Here is a 15,754-nt window from a genome sequence, read left to right as displayed (position 1 = left end):
GGCCGCCCTCCGGTTGCACCTGGAGGGCGGCCCTGCAACGCTCGCTAGGCGACGCCGTTCGGGGGCAGCAGCGTCGTCTGCACGAGCTGCTCGCCGTCCTTGCGCCGCACCAGGGTGCCGCGGCCCGGAGGCTGCGCGCTGGGGCGGAGCTTCCCGAAGATCGCGCCCTCCTCCCGCTTGCCGCTCATGAGCAGGCCCGGGGATTCGAGGGACTTGATCTGGCCCACGATCGGGTCCATCAGCGCCCGCGCGGCGCCGGTGGCGCGGCGGGCGATGATGACGTGGAAGCCGATGTCGCGCCCGACCGGGATGAGCTCCTGGATGGCCGTCAGCGGGTTCACGCGCTGGGCGACCATCTCGTAGTCGTCGACGATCAGGTACAGGTCCGGGCCGGTCCACCACGACCGGTCGCGCAGCTGCGCGGGCGTGACGTCGTCCCCGGGGAGCCGCTTCTCGATCGGCCCCTTCAGGTTCTTCACCGAGCCCTCGAAGTGCTTGCCGGACATGGCGTAGTCCAGCAGCGTCGGCTTCTGGATCTCCTCCAGCATGCCGCGCCGGTAGTCGGCCATGATGATCTTGGCCTGGTCGGGGGTGTACGTCGACTGGATCTGCCGCGCGATGTGCCGCAGCAGGTTCGTCTTGCCCGACTCCGAGTCGCCGAACACCAGCAGGTGCGGCTCGTTCTGGAAGTCGAGGTACACCGGCTTGAGGCCGGCCTCGTTGAGGCCGATCGGGATGCCCGGCTTGGAGCGGTCGACCGCCTTGAGGAAGTCGGCCACGTGGAGCTGCTTGGGCAGCAGGCGCACCGGCGGGCACGGCTGGCCGCGCCACGCCTGCTTGACCTTCTTGACGAAGTCCTCGACGCCGGGCTGGAGGTCGTCCCCGTCCCGGATCGAGTCGATGCGCGGCACCGCGGCGAGGATGTGCAGCTTGGAGAGCGAGAGCCCGCGGCCGGGGCGGTTCTTCGGCACGTTCGCCGCCGCCTTGCGGTCGAGCTCGGACTCCATGTTGTCCGAGAGCTTCAGCTCCAGCTTCAGGCCGAACATGTCCCGCATGTTCATGCGGATGTCGCCCCAGCGGGTGCAGGTGACCATGACGTGGACGCCGTAGGCCAGACCCCGGTTGCCGATGGCGCGGACCTGGTCCACGAACGGGTCGAAGTCCTCGCGCAGGGTCATCCAGTTGTCGATGACGAGGAACACGTCCCCGTACGGGTCCTCCTGGAACCGGCCCTGGTCCTTCATGCGCCGGTACGAGCCCATGCCGTCGATCTTGTTCGCGGTGAAGAACGCCTCGCGCTCGTCCAGGATCGAGTTGACCTCCTGGATCGTGCGCCGCACGCCCTCCTCCTCCTGCCGGCCGAAGACGCCCGCGACGTGCGGGAGGTCTTCGAGGCCGCGCAGGGTGCCGCCGCCGAAGTCGAGGCAGAAGAACTGGATCTCGCGCGGCGTGTGCAGCAGCGACAGCGACCCGATCATGGACCGGAGCATCGTCGACTTGCCCGACTGGGCCCCGCCGGCGATGGCCACGGTGCCCTGGGCGCCGGAGAGGTCGACGATGAACGGGCTGCGCTTCTGCTCGAACGGGCGGTCCTCCTCGCCGAGGACGGCGTGGAGCTTCCCGTTGAGCGAGAAGCCCTTCGGGGTCAGGCCCCGGACCGGGTCGATCTCCAGCGGCGGGAGCAGCTGGTCGAGGGTCGGCGGCTCGGCGAGCGGCGGCAGCCACACCTGGTGGGCCGGGCGGCCCATCCCGATGCAGTTGTTCACCATGACCTCGAGTTCGGAGAGCTTCTCGTTCTCGTCCTCGGCGGCCTCGGGCTCCACCACCTCTTCCTCGGGCTCCTCCTCGACCTCGGGCTCGGGGGGGAGCTCCACGAAGCCGGGCAGGAACCGCTGCACCTTGTGCTGGACGGCCGCGATGCGCTCGGCGCGCGAGGCGACCCGCTTCGGCGGCTTGTAGGCCCCGCCGACGTAGGCGGCGCGGAAGCGCACCAGGTCCTGGGTGCCGACCTGGAGGTAGCCGTGGCCGGGGGCCTGCGGCAGCTCGTAGGCGGCGCCCGAGCCGATGACCGTGCGCGACTCCTGCGCCGAGAAGGTGCGGAGCGCGACGCGGTACGACAGGAACGTGTCCAGGCCCTTCAGCTTGCCCTCTTCGAGCCGCTGCGAGGCGAGCAGCATGTGCACGCCGATCGAGCGGCCGATGCGGCCGATCTGGAGGAACAGGTTGATGAACTCGGGCTTCGCGACGAGCATCTCGGAGAACTCGTCGGCGATGATGAGCAGGGTCGGCATGGGGTCGAGCGGCTGCCCGGCCTTGCGCGCCTTCTCGTACTCCCACCGGTTGGTGAAGTTGCCCGTCGCGCGCAGCACCTCCTGGCGGCGCACCAGCTCGCCTTCGAGCGCGTCGGCCATGCGGTCGACCAGCTCGATCTCGTCGGCGAGGTTGGTGATGACCGCGGAGACGTGCGGCAGGTCGTCGAGGGCCGCGAAGGTCGCGCCGCCCTTGAAGTCGACGAGGATGAAGTTGAGCTCCTCCGAGGAGTGCGTGGCGATGAGCGAGCCCACGATGGTGCGCAGCACCTCGGACTTGCCCGAGCCGGTGGCGCCGATGAGGAGCCCGTGCGGGCCCATCCCGCCGACCGCCGACTCCTTGAAGTCGATGTCGACGATGGCGCCGTCCGGGCCGGGCCCGATCGGGACCTTCAGGTAGTCCTTGACGGGCTTCTCGCGCCAGTGCACGGCCGGGTCGAGCGCCGCGGCGTCGTTGAAGCCGAGCATCTCGGGGAGGCTCGACGGGGCGGCCATCGGCGAGGCGTCCTCGTCGCCGGACTCGGTCGCGCCCGAGGCGCCCTTGAGCGTCAGGCGCCACGGCGCCAGCGAGCGGGCGATGCCCTCGGCCTGGTTGTACGACAGCAAGTCGGGCTTGCCGAGCACGCGGCGCCGGCCGGCCTGGTCGGTGTAGATCTCCTCCGCGGTGACGTCGTAGAGCTTGATCTGCGGTCCGGGCTTGCGCGGCAGGTAGCCGGAGAAGTCGAACACGGTCACGCCGGCCATGCCGTCGGCGGCGATGATGCCGGTCGGGTCGACCTCGCCGCCGTCGAGGATGACGACCAGGTGCGCCTGGCCGTCGCCCGCGGTCGCGCCCGGCGACCAGGCGCCGCGGCTCGACAGCTGGTCGCGCAGCGAGTTCTCGAGCTGGGTCGTGGTGTTGAAGAACATGCGGACCGGACCGGCCCCGTCCTCGGCGGACGGGTGCTGGAGGTGCGGCAGCCACTTCATCCAGTGCCACTCGGGCATCCGCTCGGCGTCGGCGACGACCGCGATCATCGCGTCGTCGGGCGAGTGGAGCACCGCCAGCTGCGTGAGCTGCGCGCGGAGGTTGTCCATGACCAGGGCCCGGTCGCCGCGCAGGACCAGCCGCGCGGCCTCGGTGTACTTCATCGACCGGGGTATGTCGATCACGTTCGAGTGCGCGGCGACGAACCGTCTGAGCGCCATCGAGGTCATCGGTTCGAGGTCCTCGACCGGTTTGGTCTCGGGGGGCACCAGCTTCATCGTCATGCGCTGCTTGCCGATGCCGACGCGGACGTCGAGCGAGTCGTCGTCCTTGGCGCGCCGCTCCCACATGCGGCGGGAGCCCACGAGCGACCACAGGGCCTTCGGGTCGGGGTGGCGCCAGCGCGCCGCGCGCCACTGGCGCTCGGCGCCCTTGCGGGCGCGGCGCCGCACCTGGTTGAGGTAGCGCATGTAGTCGCGCCGGTCGGCGTTGAACTCGGCCTTCTTCTGGGCCCGGTTCCCGCCCAGGTTGGTGGCCATCATGCCGACCATGGAGATGCCCATCATCGCGCCCATGGCGATGCGCATGGTGTTGCTGCCGGCGGAGGCGGTGGACCCGGTGCCGACGCGGGTCATCATCATCATGGCCATGGCGGCGGCGCCGGCGAGCATCGGCAGGATCATCAGATACTGCGAGATGTTCTTCGGCTGCGGATCGGGCATGTCCGGCGGCGACTCCAGGAGGATGTCGCCGCGGGGGGCCTGCGGTCCGCGCTTACGCGGCGGCCTGCGGAAGAGTTTGGTCGTCACAGAGGGTCCTTGTACTCACCGGGGGATGCGCCTACCACGTCCCGCCGGGCCGTCGCCCCGGGGACTTGGGAGAGGCTGCCTGCCAGACGAAACGTAGCGCTGCCGTATAAAAGATATAAGTGCGCTCTGTCGAGTATCGCACTGTCAGGGTAGAACCGCATCGCCACTCGGCCGGTACACCCGCCGTTGCATGCGGGATTTATCCTTTTACAGTCCCCCCGATTCCGACCCGACCCGGAGGTTCGCGCGGTGAGCACCAAGTCGGCCACTCTCTCCAGGGTGACGATCGTCAGTCCTCGTACCAGGATCGACCTCGCACTGCCCTCTGACATCCCCCTCTCCGACCTGCTGCCCACGATCCTGCACCAGGCCGGCGAGTACTACATCGACGAGGCGGGAGACAACGGCGGCTGGATCCTGTCCCGGCTCGGCGACGCCCCCCTCGACACCGGCCACTCGTGCTCGCAGCTGGCGATCACGGACGGCGAGATGCTCTACCTGAACCCCGCGGACGCGGCGAAGCCCGAGATCGTGTTCGACGACGTCATCGACGCCGTCGCCACCGCGACCGAGCAGCGCGGCAACCGCTGGGACCACATCGCGACCAAGCGCTTCAGCGTCGGGGTCGGCACCGCCGCCCTCGGCGTCGGCGCCATCGCGATCCTCCTGACCGGCCACCTCGCGAGCGCGATCGTGGGCCTGTCGGTGGCGGTGCTCCTGGTCGGCGCCTCGGCGCTTCTCTCGCGCGCCGTCGGCGACTCCCGCGCCGCCACGTACTTCGGCGTCACGGCCGTCCTGTACTCCGGCGTGGGCGGCCTGCTCATCGCCGCGGGCGACCGGAGCCTGTTCGAGCTGGCGGGGCCGCACGTGCTCATCGCCTCCGCCGCGATCCTGCTGTTCAGCGTGCTCGCGATGGTGGCGGTGGGCGACATGGCGTCGGCTCCGGTGTTCATCGTGACGATCCTCGGGTCGGTCGTGCTGGGCGTCTCGACGGCGCTGGCGCAGATCATCCCGAACGGGTCCGCGGCCACCGCCGCCGGCATCGCCGCGCCGCTGGCGCTGGTGATCCTGCCGGCCGCGCCGCGGCTGTCGCTGACCATGGCGATGGTGCCGACCCCGACGCTCCCCACGACCACCGAGGAGCTGAAGGAGGGCGACACCGAGGCCATCGACGGCAAGCGGATCCTGAAGCTCTCCGAGCACGCCGGGAACTACCTGGAGGCCCTGTACTCGTTCGCGGCGGTCACCGGCCTGGTGTCGGCGATCGCGCTGGCGTTCTCGGGGATGCTGCCGGGCCTGATCCTGGCGACGATCCTGTCGCTGGTGCTGCTCAGCCGCGCCCGCACGATCGAGGACCGCCCGGCGCGCATCGTGATGCTCACCGGCGGCATGGGCGGCCTGGCGGCGACGCTGGCCGCGATCTTCGTGGCGAGCCAGGACAGCATCCTGGTGCGCCTGACGGTCATCCTCGGCGCGCTGACGCTGCTGACGCTCATCGCGATGGTCTACGGCCTGGCCGTGGCCGGGAAGAAGATCGCCCCCACCTGGGGCCGCAGCCTCGACATCATCGAGGCGCTGCTCATCGTGTCCATCCTGCCGCTCGTCGGCTGGGTGTGCAGCCTGTACGACATCGCACTGTCGCTGCGGGGCTAGCCCCGACTCCCCCTTCGATCCGAGAGGCGTATTCCGATGCCCCAGATGCGTTCCCGCCGCGAGCAGGTGGACGCCCACAAGTTCATCACCTCGCGGATGAACCAGGCGCTGGTGCTGGCCAACCCCGACTCGATCGAGCGGCCGCTGCGGCGCATCGGCCTGTCGATCTTCGTGTCGGTGATGGTGCTGGCGCTGGTGTTCGGCGGCTTCGCCATCGCGACGCTGTTCAACAAGGGCAACGCCCTGCCCCAGGCCGGGCACATCATCACCATCAAGGGCTCGAACTCGGTCTACGTCTACACGACGAAGAGCGGCGGCGAGGAGACCGAGGACGACAAGCTGCGGTTGTGGCAGGTCACGAACTACACCTCGGCGCTGCTGCTGGTCAAGCCCGGCTCGGACGGCAAGCCGCCGGTGCAGGACCTGAAGGCGTCCTCGATCGCGGGCCTGCCCCGCGGCAGCTTCACGATCGGCATCCAGGGCATCCCGACGCAGCCGCCGGACCCCAAGGAGCTGCTCCAGCACGAGAACTGGAACACCTGCTCCATGCCGCGCACGTCCGGCGGCACCGCGAGCTTCCAGTTGACGCAGCTCATCCTCAAGGACCTCCCCGAGCCCTCCGCGTGGCTCGGCGACGACCACTGGATGCTCGCGAAGACCGCGGTGGACGAGGGCGAGGTGCCGGACTACTACCTGCTGTGGAACGGCGAGAAGTTCCGGATCGGCACCGACGAGGCTTCGGCGATCGAACTCATCGGCGCCCTGGAGCTGAACGCGGCCGACGCGATGTCGCTCAACGAGAGCATGCTGAACACGATCACCGACGGGCCGCCGATCGAGGCGCCCGTCCAGGACGGCTTCGGCGAGGCGTCGGCGGTGCTGGACGACAACAACGAGCCGCTGGAGTACGGCCGGCCCGTCCAGTCCGGCGACAGCCTGTACACGCTGCTGAAGACGCCGGCCGGCGACCAGTTCGCGGCCATCACGCCGACGATGGCGCTGGTGCTGGCCTCGACGTACGGCGGGGTGGTCGAGGTCGACCCGAGCACGCGCAGCGACGTCGGCACCGACGCGGTGTACCTGCCGCTCGGGTACCCGGACGAGGACCTGAGCGAGGAGGTCTGGTCGGTCGCCACGGCCCGCCCGGCGGTGTGCGCGGTGTTCGACCCGGATGCGCAGAACGACGAGTCCACGAAGCTGGAGATCGCGCTGTACGAGGCCGCGCCCGATGCGCTCACCGATCCGGCCGAGTCGGTGGAGTTCACCGAGGACGACGAGATCTTCTCCGACGTGGACAACATCCAGGCGCAGACGGTCCTGCCGCAGGGCACGGCCGCGCTCGCCGACGCCCGCACGCCCCAGGGCGCGACGATCCAGGGCTTCACGTACATGGTCAGCGACCAGGGCATCCGCCACGGCCTGGTGGACGACGGCGTCACCGACTCGACTCAGCAGATGCTCGGGTACGCCGACATCGCGCCGATCTCAGTGCCGAACATGATGATCGATCTCATCCCGATCGGCAACGACCTCGATCCGCGCGACGCCCGCAAGCAGATGTTCCTGGACGACGCCGACGCACCGGTGTACGAGTCAGCCTCGCCTTCGGCCGAGGCCGGGGGCTGACGCGCACCTGACGCCTGATGCCGCCGGAGACTCGCTGGTCTCCGGCGGCTTTGGCGTTTTCTGGGGATTCAGGGGCGGTGCACCCGTGTTAGCCTGGCGCGACACACTCCCGACAAAACGAGGAAGCGTCATGGCCTACCCGCCGCAGCAGCCGGGGTTCGACCCCAATCAGCAACCGCCCTACGGGCAGCAGCCGGGTTACGGCCAGCAGCCCCAGCAGCCCGGGTACGGCCAGCAACCCGGATACGGGCAGCAGCCGGGCTACGGCTCGCAGCCGCCCGGGTACGGGTCCCAGCCCCAGCAGCCCGGCTACGGGCAGCAGCCTGGTTACGGCCAGCAGCCCGGCTACGGCCAGCAGCCTGGTTACGGCGCCCAGCCCGGCTACGGCGGGCCCGGCCTGCCGCCGGCCCCGAAGTCGAAGACCCCCCTCATCCTCGGCATCGGCGGCGGCGCGATCGTGCTGGTCATCGCCATCGTCCTCCTCGTCCTCAAGCCCTGGGGCTCGGGCGCGGGCGACGCCCCCTCGGCCGGGGACTCCCCCGAGGTGGTGGCCGAGAACTTCCTCCAGACGATGACCGCGCTGTTCGACGCGGCGATGGACTCCGACGCGGACGCCGCGGCCGCGGTGGTCGAGGACCTCGGCGCGTTCGTGTGCGCCGACGCCCAGACCGCCGTCGACGAGCTCGCCACCGTCATCGAGGAGGGCTTCGACCCGAGCGCCTACGAGGACCTGGGCATGGAGGCCCCGCCGGAGGTGGACCCCGACTTCCAGTACGAGGTCACCGGTTCCACCGAGGACGGCGACACGGCGACGGTGGACTACTCGATGAGCTTCACCTACATGGAGCCGGAGTTCGACGACAACTTCAACGTCACCGGCTGGAGCGAGACCCGCGACGAGACCACGGACTCGGTCGACATGGCGAAGGAAGACGGCGTCTGGAAGATCTGCGACCAGAGCATGGTCATGGGCGGCGAGTAGCCCCCTGACACCGAAGGGCCCCTGCGGGATCGCCGCGGGGCCCTTGCCGTGTCCGGATCAGACGAGGGCGTTCAGGAGCGCGAAGTAGCCGTCGCGCTGGCCGGCGGTGTTGGGGTGGTAGGACTCGGCGATCGGGTACGAGATGCCGTTGACCCACTCGGTGTCGTCGCAGACGGCGTGGCCCTCGAAGGCGTCGCGCACGTCGACGTAGTCGAAGCCGTGGCTCCCGGCGACGGTGCCGACGGTGGTCGCGAGGAGGTCGGCGGCGGCGTTGAGCTGGGACTGCTCGCCGGGGCTGATGCGGGTGATGGCGTTGCACTGCTCCCCGTTGAACAGGCGCGGGTAGCCCAGGACGACGACCTCCGCGTTCGGCGCGGCCGACTCGATCGCGTCGTAGACGGCGTGGAGCTTCGCGGGCAGCTGGTTCCTGATGAACGCCTCGGCCGCGTCGATCTGCGCGTCGCAGGTCCACGGGTACGGGTACGCGCAGCGCTGCACCACCCCGGCCCAGCCGGTGTCGTTGCCGCCCACGGTGATCGTGACCAGGTCGGTGGAGGCCGAGAGCGCCCCGAGCTGGTTGTTCAGCACATCGCCGGTCTTGGCGCCCGCGCACGCGGCGAAGTCGAGGTCGGCGCCGAGCTCCTCGGCGATGAGCGAGGGGTAGGCGGCGGCGGAGCGGGAGCAGCCGCTGCCGTCGTCGAGGTACGAGCGGGTGCCCACGCCGGAGGCGTAGGAGTCGCCGAGGGCGACGTACTCGATCGTCTGGGCTTGGGCGGCACCGCTGGTCAGGGCCAGGACCGACACGACGGCGGCGGCCAGAGCCGCCGCCATTGTGGAGATTCGTCGGGGGGAGGGCATTTTGGGCTCCGTCTCGAATTTTGTCCGGACTGGGGAGCCTTATTTATATCGGTCGCATAACGCACAGTCCACCAACGGAACGTGCCAAGTCGGGAAATCTACGCCGTTCGATGGACCCTGCGCCGCAGGGCTTCTCAGCGGGGCGGCTCAGAGCCCTTCGGGGAGGTCGAGGCGGTCGAGCGGCTGCGGCTCGTCGGGGGTCTCGGCGTGGAGGCGGTCGGAGTCGTCGTGCTTGGGGTCCTCGGGCTCGGCGAGGAGCCGGCGGACCTCGGCTTCGAGGTGGGCCTGGACGAGCATCCCGAAGCGCTCGCCGTCCTCGGCGGCGAGGGCCTCGACGAACGCGACGTGCTCGGGCACGAGGTCGCGGTGGACCTCGAAGTGCTCGAACATCGAGAAGGTGCACAGGCGCGTCTCGATGAGAAGGGTGCCGAGCATGCGGGCGAGGCGCAGCGAGCCGCCCCAGACGGCGAGGACCCGGTGGAAGTCGAGGTAGGCGTCGCCGAGGGCGCGGGCGTCGTCCTTGCGGAGGGCGCGCTGCATGCGCTTGACCTCGGCGCCGAGTTCGGCGAGAACGGCGCGGCGCTCGGCGGGGGGCAGGGTGAGGATGCGGCGGCCGAGCTCGGGTTCGATGCGGGCGCGGAGCCAGTGGATGTCGCGGACGTCCTCGGCGGTCATGGTGCGCACGGCGAGGCCGCGGCGGCGCGGGATGACGAGGAGCCCTTCGGCGGTGAGGCGCTGCATGGCCTCGCGGAGGGGGCCGCGGCTGACGCCGAGCTGGTAGGCGAGCTCGGCCTCGCCGAGGACGGTGCCGGGCGGGAGGGAGCCGTCAACGACCGCCTCGCGGAGGCGCTCGGCGATGAGGTCCACGGTCGAAGCGCGGCGCACGGGGGCGAGGCGCCCCACCTGGCGGCCGCCTTCGAGCCCGCTCAGTCCGCTGCTGCGAGTCGTCACTGCTGTCCGCTTCCCCTCTGTCGCTTCTGGGCAGCATCTTACTGCCGACCCGTACACCACGTTCGGTCTCGGGACCGGGTTGCGTCCGGCGGACGGGGTGTCTCGCGGGTCGCTCCCGTTGGCGTGCGCTTTCGTTACCGAACGTCGATCATCAGATTGTCGACAAACTTACAATAGAACGTTAGGGTCGGCAAGACACCCGAGTCCGACTCAGGAGGCGACCAACGTGTCGAACGAACTGCATCTGAACCGCCGTCATCTGCTCCTCGGCAGCTCAGCCGGGGCGGCGGCCCTCGCACTGGGGGCCTGCTCGCGGACGGACGGCGGCGGTGACGGGGGCCTGCTCGAAAAGGCCCAGGACGGCGGCACCATCCGCGTCGCCTACGCCGACGAGGCCCCGTACGCCTACACCGGCGACGACGGCGCCGTCACGGGACAGTCGGTGGACACCCAGGTCCACCTGCTCGACCGGCTGGGCATCAAGGCCGACCAGATCGAGTGGAAGCTCACCGAGTGGGACTCCCTCATCACCGGCCTGGGCACCAACCACGACATGGTCATCGCGGGCATGTACATCACGCCCGAGCGCTGCGAGGCGGTCGCGTTCGCGAACCCCGACTACGTCATGCCCGACGCCCTCATGACCCTCGCCGGCAACCCCGGCGGGTACACCGACTTCAACACCATGGCCGACTCCGACGGCGTGATCGGCGTCATGAACGGCACCAGCGAGCACGAGATCGCCGACAAGACCTACGGCGAGGAGCGCATCAACGTCCAGGCGAACCTGGACTCGCTCATCCTCGAACTCAAGGCCGGCCGCTGCGACGCCATCGCGCTCACCAGCGCGAACCTGCGCCTCGCGGCCGACGCCGACCCGGAGGTCGAGGTCACCGACGGGTTCTGGCTCGTCGACCCCGACACCGGCGACGACATCATCGGCGCCGGCGCGGCCGTGTTCCAGCCCGGCGACTCCGACTTCCGCGACGCGGTCAACGAGGAGCTCGACAAGCTGCTCGCCGACGACGCGACCTGGGGCGAGCTGACGAGCCCGTACGGGTTCACCGTGGAGGAGAACCACCCGGCGGGCCTGACGGCCGAGGACCTCTGCCCGGACACCTACCAGTAGGGGCTGCCCATGGACTTGCAAGCGGTCATCGAATCACTCCCCCGGTACGGCGAACCGCTCCTGGTCACCATCGGGGTCACCGTCGCCTCGGCGGCGCTGGCGCTCGTCCTCGCGTTCGCGCTCGGGCTCATGACGGGCTCGCGCCACCTCGCGGTCCGCACCCCGGCCCGGGTGTTCGTGGAGTTCTTCCGCGGCTCCTCGGTGGTGGTGCAGCTGTTCTGGTTCGCGTTCGCGATGCCGGTGGTGCTGGGGATCCAGTTCGACTACCTCATCGCGGCCGGGATCATCGCCCTCGGCCTCAACTACGGCGCCTACTCCTCCGAGGTCGTGCGCGGCGCGATCGCCGCCGTCCCGCAGGGGCAGCTCGAGGCGTCCACGGCGCTCAACCTCACCCCCCTCCAACGGATGCGGCTCGTCGTCCTCCCCCAGGCGTGGCCCGAGATGATCCCCTCGCTGTGCGCGTTCGCGATCATGCTGCTCAAGGCGTCCGCGCTGGTCTCGGTGATCGGCATCCTCGACATCACCTGGCTGGCCGGGCTCATCGGCAAGCAGCCCGGGCAGGACCGGCTGCTGCACTACGGCGTGGTCCTGGTGATCTACTTCGTCCTCGCCTGGCTCATCTGGACCGGCATGCGCGCCCTCGAACGCAAGGCCAAGCGCGGGATCGGCATCGACGCGAAGTCCGTCAAGGGCCGGCTCGCCCCCACGGTCGCCACCGGAGGTGTCCACTGATGCAGACCGGTTGGAGCAACGAGACCCTCCGGGAGATCTTCCCGGCCATCTGGGACGGCTTCGTGGTGGTCCTCCAGGTCACGCTCGTGGCCGGGATCATCGCCGTCGTCCTGGGGCTGCTCGTCGCGATCGGCGAGCGCAACGGCCCGGTGTGGCTGCGGCGCCCGCTCGGCGCGGTCTTCCAGTTCATCCGCAACACCCCCCTGCTGGTGCAGGTGCTCATCGTCTGGACGGCGACGAGCCTCTACATCAACCCGGACTGGAGCGCCTTCGCCGTCGGCTCGGCGGTGCTCGGCGTCCACTACGCGTCCTACACCTCCGAGTCCTACCGGGCCGGTATCGACGCGATCCCCAAGGGCCAGTGGGAGGCGGCGACCGCGCTCAACCTCCCGACCGGCCGGGTCTGGGGCGCGGTGGTCCTCCCGCAGATGTTCCGCCGCTCCGCGGCGGCCGTCGGGAACTGGGTCATCGCCATGTTCAAGGAGGTCCCGACCCTGTTCATCATCGGCGTCATGGAGATGATCGCCGAGGCCCGCGCCTTCCAGGGCCAGCACTACACCGGCGCGGTCGAGGGCTACACCCTCGCCGGGCTGCTGTTCCTCGCCGCCTCGTACCCGGTCGCGGTAGCGATGCGCAGATTGGAGAACCGCCTTGCGTCAGAATGAAGCACCGCGAGAACCGTCCGGACCCGGTCCGATCATCGAGTTCGACCGCGTCGACAAGTCCTTCGGGGACCTGATGGTCCTCGACGAGCTGAGCTTCCGGGTGGACCCCGGCGAGCGCGTCACGCTCATCGGGCCCTCCGGCTCGGGCAAGACCACGATCCTGCGCCTGCTCATGACGCTGGAGAAGGTCACCCCCAAGGCCGACCCCGAGCGCGACGGCGGCGTCGTCTGGCTCGAAGGGAAGCCCTACTCCCACATGGAGAAGAAGGGCGTCCTGGTCCCGGCGAACGAGAAGTGGCTGCGGCGGCGCCGCTCGCGCGTGGGCATGGTCTTCCAGCAGTTCAACCTGTTCCCGAACATGCGGGTGCTGCGCAACGTCACCGAGGCGCAGGTCCACGTCGCCGGCCGCTCGAAGGAGGAGGCCGAGGCCAAGGCGAGGGAGCTGCTCGAACTCGTGGGCCTGGCCGAGAAGACCGACGAGTACCCCTCGCGCCTGTCCGGCGGCCAGCAGCAGCGCGTGGCCATCGCCCGCGCGCTCGCGATGGACCCGGACATCCTGCTGCTCGACGAGGTCACCAGCGCCCTCGACCCCGAGCTCGTCGCCGACGTGCTCGCGGTCCTGCGCGACGTCGCCGAGTCCACCAGCATCACGATGCTGTGCGTGACCCACGAGATGGGCTTCGCGCGCGACGTCTCCGACCGCGTGATGATGTTCGACAGCGGTCGGATCGTCGAGCAGGGGCCGCCCGACGCGATGTTCTCCGAGCCCCAAGAAGCCCGGACGCAGGACTTCCTTCGGGCCGTGCTCGCGGAGTAGGATTGGGGTTCTCCTCCATCCTTGGAGAGTGTTAGGGGTGTTCGAGGGGGGCGGTCATGAGGGGTTATCGACCGCCCTCCTCATTCTTTTCCCCCACCGGCGGCCGCGGCACGCGCGGGGTGCGGGCGGGTGGCAGAATCAGACTTCGTGTCAGCACCTGATCATGTCCAGGGGATGAGCCGAGGGATGCGCGGATGAACCTGTTCGGCCGGGGCGAGAACCTCCCCGAGGAGTCCATCGCGGTGATCGGCCTGGGCCGCTTCGGCTCCGCCGTCGCCGAGTCGCTCACGCGCCTGGGCCACGAGGTCCTCGCCATCGACGAGCGGCCCGAGATCATCCAGCGCGCCTCCGAGACCCTCACGCACGTCGTGCAGGCCGACTCGACCGAGTCCGCGGTCCTCGTGCAGCTCGGCATCGGCGAGTTCGACCACGTCGTGGTCGCGATCGGCACCGACATCGAGGCGAGCGTCCTCACCGTCCTCGCCTGCGAGGAGGCCGGCGTCCGCGAGATCTGGGCGAAGGCCATCAACGCCAAACACGGCCAGATCCTCCACCGCACCGGCGCCCACCACGTCGTCTATCCCGAATGGGCGATGGGCGAGCGGGTCGCGCACCTGGTGAGCGGGCGGATGCTCGACTTCATCGAGTTCGACGACGGCTTCGCGATCGTCAAGACCAAGGCCCCGACCGAGGCCGTGGGCCGCACCCTCGCCGAGTCGCGGCTGCGCTCGAAGTACGGGGTCACCGTCGTCGGCGTCAAGCAGCCCGGCGAGGACTTCACCTACGCCACCCCGGACACGGTCGTCTCCGAAGGGGACACCCTCATCGTCTCCGGGGCCACGACCAAGGTCGAGGCGTTCGCCTCCACGACATGATCCCGAAGGTCAAGGCGTTCTTCCGCCACCCTGGCCGCCTCATCCCGCTCCTGTTCATGGGCGTGATCCTGGGCGGGACGCTGCTGCTCATGCTGCCGATGTCGCACCTGGGCGACCGGCGCACCTCGTTCGCCGACGCGCTGTTCACCTCCACCTCCGCGGTGTCGGTGACCGGCCTGGCCGTGCTCGACACGCCCGTGCACTGGTCCTGGTTCGGGCAGTTCGTCATCATGCTGCTGTTCCAGATCGGCGGCCTCGGCATCATGACGAGCGCGGTCCTCATGGCCCTGCTCGTCACCCACAAGCTCGGCCTGCGCACCAAGCTCGCCACCCGCATGGAGATCAGCCAGGCGCTCAACCTCGGCGACTTCCGCGCGATCCTGCTGCGCACCATCGCGTTCACGTTCGCCGTGGAGGCGGTCGTCGCGCTCGCGCTCGCGATCCGGTTCTCCTCGCTGGACTTCGGGCTCGGCAAGGCGGTCTGGTACGGGGTGTTCCACTCGGTGAGCACCTTCAACAACGCCGGGTTCGCGCTGTTCTCCGACTCGATGATGAGCTACGCGACCGACCCGTGGATCTGCGTGCCGATCGCGCTCGGGTCGATCCTCGGCAGCCTCGGCATGCCGGTGATCTACGAGATGACCCGCCGCCACTGGGGCCGCCGCCAGTGGTCCGTCCACACCAAGCTCACCCTCGTCGGCTCGGCCGTGCTCATCCTCGGCGGCTGGGCGTTCTACCTGGCGTTCGAGTGGTCGAACCCGGCGACGTTCGGCCAGTGGCCCTGGTACGACCGCATCCTCCCGGCGTTCTTCCAGTCCTCGGTGGTGCGCGCCAGCGGCTTCAACTCGATCGACATCGGCGCGATGCGCGAGGACTCGCAGCTCGCCTCGATCATCCTCATGTTCATCGGCGGCGGCGCCGCCTCGACCGCCGGCGGCATCAAGGTCACCACGTTCTTCCTGCTGCTGCTGGTGATCTGGGCGGAGGTGCGCGGCGAGCCCGACGTGACCGCGTTCCGCCGCCGCATCGACCCGCCCGTCATCCGCGAGGCCCTCGCGGTCGCCCTGGTCTACGTGGCGTGCAACGCGTTCGGCGTGTTCCTCATGCAGCGCTTCGAACCCGGCATCGAGATCACCGCGATCATGTTCGAGGTGACCAGCGCGTTCGCCACCGTCGGCCAGTCCACCGGCATCACCTACGACCTGTCCGAACCCTCGGTGTGGCTGCTGACGATCGCCATGTACACCGGGCGCGTCGGACCGGTGCTTTTCGCCGCGTCGCTGGCGCTCCGCACACGAAAACGCCTATACCGGTACCCATCGGCGCGCCCGCTCGTGGGGTGAGCCCCGCCTCAACTGCCCCTCCGGCGACAAGCGAAGAT

12 protein-coding genes are annotated in these 15,754 nt (G+C 69.7%); 9 read left to right on the top strand and 3 right to left on the bottom strand.

The features are described 5' to 3' along the window. Nucleotides 1–44: 44 nt before the first annotated feature. The gene (eccCa, locus tag BLS99_RS17745) at nucleotides 45–4,085 is read right to left on the bottom strand and encodes a type VII secretion protein EccCa (RefSeq protein ID WP_091052648.1); all 4,041 of its coding nucleotides are present in this window, start codon (nucleotides 4,083–4,085) and stop codon (nucleotides 45–47) included. Nucleotides 4,086–4,334: 249 nt separating this feature from the next. Between eccCa and eccD the strand changes: the two genes are divergently transcribed. From eccD to BLS99_RS26350, 3 genes are all read left to right on the top strand, one after another. Then, complete coding sequence (eccD, locus tag BLS99_RS17740; protein ID WP_176953414.1) at nucleotides 4,335–5,738, top strand: type VII secretion integral membrane protein EccD; 1,404 nt, start codon at nucleotides 4,335–4,337, stop codon at nucleotides 5,736–5,738. Nucleotides 5,739–5,774: 36 nt separating this feature from the next. After that, nucleotides 5,775–7,364, top strand: coding sequence for a type VII secretion protein EccB (gene eccB / locus BLS99_RS17735; protein ID WP_091052644.1), 1,590 nt, complete (start codon nucleotides 5,775–5,777; stop codon nucleotides 7,362–7,364). Nucleotides 7,365–7,494: 130 nt separating this feature from the next. Continuing rightward, the gene (locus BLS99_RS26350; protein ID WP_176953413.1) at nucleotides 7,495–8,346 is read left to right on the top strand and encodes a hypothetical protein; all 852 of its coding nucleotides are present in this window, start codon (nucleotides 7,495–7,497) and stop codon (nucleotides 8,344–8,346) included. Between the two features lie 57 nt (nucleotides 8,347–8,403). Here BLS99_RS26350 and BLS99_RS17725 read toward each other — a convergent pair whose 3' ends face one another. After that, nucleotides 8,404–9,177 (bottom strand): SGNH/GDSL hydrolase family protein, encoded by a 774-nt coding sequence (locus BLS99_RS17725; RefSeq protein WP_218126600.1) that lies wholly within the window; start codon nucleotides 9,175–9,177, stop codon nucleotides 8,404–8,406. A gap of 174 nt (nucleotides 9,178–9,351) precedes the next feature. Next, a complete protein-coding gene (locus BLS99_RS17720) occupies nucleotides 9,352–10,155 on the bottom strand; it encodes a GntR family transcriptional regulator (RefSeq protein WP_176953412.1) in 804 nt (267 codons plus the stop codon). Nucleotides 10,156–10,381: 226 nt separating this feature from the next. On the opposite strand from BLS99_RS17720, the gene BLS99_RS17715 reads away from it, so the two are divergent. The 6 genes from BLS99_RS17715 to BLS99_RS17690 all read left to right on the top strand — a co-directional run bounded on the left by BLS99_RS17715 (nucleotide 10,382) and on the right by BLS99_RS17690 (nucleotide 15,716). Beyond that, a complete protein-coding gene (locus tag BLS99_RS17715; protein WP_176953411.1) occupies nucleotides 10,382–11,284 on the top strand; it encodes a transporter substrate-binding domain-containing protein in 903 nt (300 codons plus the stop codon). Nucleotides 11,285–11,293: 9 nt separating this feature from the next. Then, nucleotides 11,294–12,016, top strand: a complete 723-nt coding sequence (ehuC, locus tag BLS99_RS17710) for an ectoine/hydroxyectoine ABC transporter permease subunit EhuC (protein WP_091052636.1) — start codon at nucleotides 11,294–11,296, stop codon at nucleotides 12,014–12,016. After that, nucleotides 12,016–12,681 (top strand): amino acid ABC transporter permease, encoded by a 666-nt coding sequence (locus BLS99_RS17705; RefSeq protein ID WP_091052634.1) that lies wholly within the window; start codon nucleotides 12,016–12,018, stop codon nucleotides 12,679–12,681. Before ehuC ends, BLS99_RS17705 begins: the two co-directional genes overlap by 1 nt. Beyond that, the gene (gene ehuA, locus BLS99_RS17700; RefSeq protein ID WP_281243616.1) at nucleotides 12,668–13,498 is read left to right on the top strand and encodes an ectoine/hydroxyectoine ABC transporter ATP-binding protein EhuA; all 831 of its coding nucleotides are present in this window, start codon (nucleotides 12,668–12,670) and stop codon (nucleotides 13,496–13,498) included. Before BLS99_RS17705 ends, ehuA begins: the two co-directional genes overlap by 14 nt. Before the next feature lie 194 nt (nucleotides 13,499–13,692). Further along, a complete protein-coding gene (locus BLS99_RS17695) occupies nucleotides 13,693–14,373 on the top strand; it encodes a potassium channel family protein (protein ID WP_091052632.1) in 681 nt (226 codons plus the stop codon). Beyond that, a complete protein-coding gene (locus BLS99_RS17690; RefSeq protein ID WP_091052630.1) occupies nucleotides 14,370–15,716 on the top strand; it encodes a TrkH family potassium uptake protein in 1,347 nt (448 codons plus the stop codon). Before BLS99_RS17695 ends, BLS99_RS17690 begins: the two co-directional genes overlap by 4 nt. The last annotated feature ends 38 nt before the right edge of the window (nucleotides 15,717–15,754 follow it).

Source organism: Glycomyces sambucus, from assembly GCF_900102815.1.
Taxonomy (GTDB): domain Bacteria; phylum Actinomycetota; class Actinomycetes; order Mycobacteriales; family Micromonosporaceae; genus Glycomyces; species Glycomyces sambucus.
The sequence above is the reverse complement of the archived record's forward strand: the minus strand, read 5'-3'. Positions and strand labels throughout refer to the sequence as shown.

Bases quoted from the DNA above. Each gene is read 5' to 3' on its own strand.
- eccB (WP_091052644.1), top strand. From the start codon at position 5,775: ATGCCCCAGATGCGTTCCCGCCGCGAGCAGGTGGACGCCCACAAGTTC.
- BLS99_RS17705 (WP_091052634.1), top strand. From the start codon at position 12,016: ATGCAGACCGGTTGGAGCAACGAGACCCTCCGGGAGATCTTCCCGGCC.
- BLS99_RS17690 (WP_091052630.1), top strand. From the start codon at position 14,370: ATGATCCCGAAGGTCAAGGCGTTCTTCCGCCACCCTGGCCGCCTCATC.
- BLS99_RS17695 (WP_091052632.1), top strand. From the start codon at position 13,693: ATGAACCTGTTCGGCCGGGGCGAGAACCTCCCCGAGGAGTCCATCGCG.
- BLS99_RS26350 (WP_176953413.1), top strand. From the start codon at position 7,495: ATGGCCTACCCGCCGCAGCAGCCGGGGTTCGACCCCAATCAGCAACCG.
- ehuC (WP_091052636.1), top strand. From the start codon at position 11,294: ATGGACTTGCAAGCGGTCATCGAATCACTCCCCCGGTACGGCGAACCG.
- BLS99_RS17725 (WP_218126600.1), bottom strand. From the start codon at position 9,177: ATGGCGGCGGCTCTGGCCGCCGCCGTCGTGTCGGTCCTGGCCCTGACC.